At 73.4% G+C, this 3,560-nt stretch carries 3 protein-coding genes; 2 read left to right on the forward strand and 1 reads right to left on the reverse strand.

Annotated elements, in window-relative coordinates:
• Nucleotides 1–187: 187 nt before the first annotated feature.
• On the reverse strand, nucleotides 188–1,063 hold the full coding sequence (locus ACTUAL_RS23040) for an EamA family transporter (RefSeq protein ID WP_440901700.1): 876 nt from the start codon (nucleotides 1,061–1,063) through the stop codon (nucleotides 188–190).
• A 216-nt stretch (nucleotides 1,064–1,279) separates the two neighbouring features.
• Between ACTUAL_RS23040 and ACTUAL_RS23045 the strand changes: the two genes are divergently transcribed.
• Both ACTUAL_RS23045 and ACTUAL_RS23050 read left to right on the forward strand, forming a co-directional pair.
• Nucleotides 1,280–1,894 carry a GTP pyrophosphokinase gene (locus ACTUAL_RS23045; protein ID WP_440901701.1) on the forward strand — a complete coding sequence of 205 codons (615 nt, stop codon included), beginning with the start codon at nucleotides 1,280–1,282 and terminating at the stop codon, nucleotides 1,892–1,894.
• A gap of 211 nt (nucleotides 1,895–2,105) precedes the next feature.
• Nucleotides 2,106–3,560 (forward strand): DEAD/DEAH box helicase (locus ACTUAL_RS23050; protein WP_440901702.1); only part of this gene is annotated, 1,455 nt, incomplete at its 3' end.

Raw genomic sequence — 3,560 nt, forward strand, 5'->3', positions numbered from 1 at the left:
TGCGCGGGGCCGTGCGACCGCCCCGTCGACCGGTCCCCTCCCGCGTGCGATCCGCGCCCGCCCCGTGCCTGGAATGACCTCGCGCATTCCACCGGCCGGGTGATGCGCCTTTTCCGGGCGCGGGTCGCCAGGCCGCGCCGAATTCCCGCCCCCGAGCCGGGGGAATTCCTTCGGCCGGGGTTTTCCGTCAGCCGGTCGTGATCGTTTCCGGGGTGCGGGGCGCGCGGGTGAGGGCGGCGAGCGCGACGGCCAGCACCGCCATGCCCGCCCCGGACACCCACGGCAGCCGCTCCCCCACCACGACCACGCCGAGCACGGCGGCGACGGCCGGTTCGGCGAGGGTGAGGGTCGTGGCCGCGGCGGCGGTGGTGCGGCGCAGGCCGTAGCCGAACAGCAGGTAGGACAGGAACGTGGTGAGCACCGCGAGGTGCAGGACCACGGCCAGGCCCGCCGTCGAGGCGATCCACGAGACGCCCGCGACGAGCAGCACCGGCAGCACGAGCGCCGAGGCCCCGCCGAACACGACCCCGACGACGGCCCGCGAGGGGTGGCCGAGGGCGATCAGGTGCGCGCAGACGGCGGAGTAGGCGGCGTAGGAGAGCCCGGCGACGACCGCGAGGGCGACGCCGAGCGGGTCGATCCGGGTGTCGCCCGCGCTGCCGCCCAGGACCAGCAGCGCGCAGCCGAGGACGGCGGTGAGGGTGAGGGCCGGGCGGGCGCGGGCGCCGAGGACGATCGGGGCGGTGGCGAGGGCCACGGTCGTGGCGACCGCGACGCCGGTGCGGGCGACCGCCGGGTAGAACGCGAGCGCGTAGCCGGCGACGGTCACCGAGCCGAGCAGCAGCAGCCGCCGGTCGGCGCTCTTGGCGACCGCTCTCGCCCCGGTCCCGGCGAGCAGCAGCAGGAGCCCGCCCACGACGAGCCCGGCCGAGCCGACCGCGATGGCGGGGGCGGAGACGGGCGCGAAGGAGCTGGCGGTGCCGGTGGTGCCCCAGAGGGCGCAGGCGGCGAGGATCGGGAGGGGGCCGTGCAGGGGGTTGTTCGGGCGTGCGGGGGATGGCACCGGTGTCGTTCTCCGTCCACATCGACCGTCGGGGGATGGGGGCGGGCGCGCGAAGTGCCCGGCCGACCGCTCGGGGTCGGCGCGGTGACGTGCTCGGCCTGGTGGCGTGGCCCGGCCCCGCTGCGCCCGGTCAGGCGCCCGGAGGCGGGAGGACGACGTGCCAGTGCGTGTTCACGATCCCGATCGTAGCCGAGGGGGCGAAGGTATCCTCAGATCATGGAAATCGACGTCGCGGACGGACTGCGGCGGTCCCTGGTGGTGTACAAGTTCGCGCTCGACGAGCTGATGACGAAGCTCCGCATCCTCAGCGAGGAGTTCGACCTCGTGCACCGGCACGACCCGATCGAGCACATCGCGCAGCGGGTGAAGCGCCCCGAGGCGATCCTGGCCAAGCTGCGCCGCAAGGGCCTCCCGGAGGACCTGGACCTGGCGGGCGAGCACCTGGACGACGTGGCGGGCGTCCGCGTGATCTGCCCGTTCGTGTCGGACGTGTACCGCGTCGCCGCGATGCTCGGGCGGCAGAGCGACGTGGAAGTGCTGCTGACCAAGGACTACATCACCACCCCGAAGCCGAACGGGTACCGGAGCCTGCACGTGATCGTGCGGATCCCGGTGTTCCTGTCGGACCAGGTCGTGCACGTCAAGGTGGAGGTGCAGCTGCGCACCATCGCGATGGACTTCTGGGCCACGCTGGAGCACAAGCTGCACTACAAGTACGACCGCCAGGTCCCGGCGGGGTTCGTGGAGGAGCTCACGCGGACGGCGGCGATCGCGGCGGAGCTGGACGAGCGGATGCAGGCGCTGCACCACGTGGTGCCGCGGGGGGAGTGAGCCGGTCCCCGCGCGCCCGGACGCGGACCGCGCCTAACACCGGGTAGTCGCCACCTAGCACCCCGTGAACGCTGGTCGCCCCAACGACCCCCACCCGATTTCACCCGCCCGTCACGACAACGCCACGCGCACCTCACCTGCACACTCCCCTCAGGAGCTAACCCCCACCCCACACCGCGCGCTTCCACGGCGATCGGCGAGACTTGACCTCATGACCGACGCGCCCGACGACGACAGGACCAGCTTCGCCGACCTCGGGCTCCGCCCCGAACTGCTGCGGGCGCTCTCCGGACTCGGCTACGAAGAACCCACCCCCATCCAGCGCGAGGCCATCGGGCCGCTGACCGAGGGGCGTGACCTGCTCGGGCAGGCCGCCACCGGGACCGGCAAGACCGCCGCCTTCGCGCTGCCCGTGCTCGAACGCCTCGCGCAGGTCGAGAAGCGCGGCGACGCGCCGTTCGCGCTCGTGCTCGTCCCCACCCGCGAACTGGCCGTGCAGGTCTCCGAGGCCGTGCACCGCTACGGGCGCGAGCTGAACGCCCGCGTGCTCCCCATCTACGGCGGCCAGCCCATCGGCAGGCAGCTGCGCGTGCTGGAGCGCGGCGTCGACGTCGTCGTCGCCACGCCCGGACGCGCCGTGGACCACCTCGGCCGGGGCACGCTGAACCTGGAGGACCTCCAGGTCGTGGTGCTGGACGAGGCGGACGAGATGCTCGACATGGGTTTCGCCGAGGACCTGGACACGATCCTGGCCGAGACCCCCAAGCAGCGGCAGACCGTGCTGTTCTCCGCCACGATGCCCCCGCGCATCGACAAGCTGGCCCGCCAGCACCTGACCGAGCCCGCCCGCATCACCATCAACCAGGAGCGCGCCGAGCCCGGCGAGGCCCCGCGCGTGCGCCAGGTCGCGTACGTCGTGCCGCGCGCCCACAAGCCCGCCGCGCTCGGCCGGGTGCTGGACGTGGAGGCCCCGACCGCCGCCATCGTCTTCTGCCGCACCCGCGACGAGGTCGACCAGCTCACCGAGACCCTCAACGGTCGCGGCTACCGGGCGGAGTCGCTGCACGGCGGCATCAGCCAGGAGCAGCGCGACCGGGTGATGGCGCGGTTGCGCAACGGCACCGCCGACCTGCTCGTCGCCACGGACGTGGCGGCGCGCGGCCTGGACGTCGAGCAGCTCACGCACGTCGTGAACTACAACGTGCCGTCCGCCCCCGAGTCCTACGTGCACCGCATCGGCCGGGTCGGCCGCGCGGGCCGCGAGGGCGTGGCGATCACGCTGGCCGAGCCGCGCGAGCACGGGATGCTCAAGACGATCGAGCGGGTCACCAAGCAGCGGATCACCATGGAGAAGGTCCCCACGGTGGCCGACCTGCGGGCCCGCAGGCTGGAGCTGACCCGCGCGGCGCTGCACGAGAGCCTGCTGGAGGACGACCTGGAGCGCTTCCGGGTGGTCGTGGAGTCGCTGTCCGACGAGTTCGACGTCATGGAGGTGGCGCTCGCGGCGGTCAAGCTCGCGCACGAGGCCAGCGGCGCCACCGACGACCTCGAGGAGATCCCCGACATCGCCAGCCGGCCCAAGGGCAAGGGCAAGAAGGAGTGGTCGAAGGATCGCCCCGGCGACGGCCCGAAGGGCAAGGGCAAGCACGGCAAGGGCGGCTTCGAT

This window comes from Actinosynnema sp., from assembly GCF_052038725.1.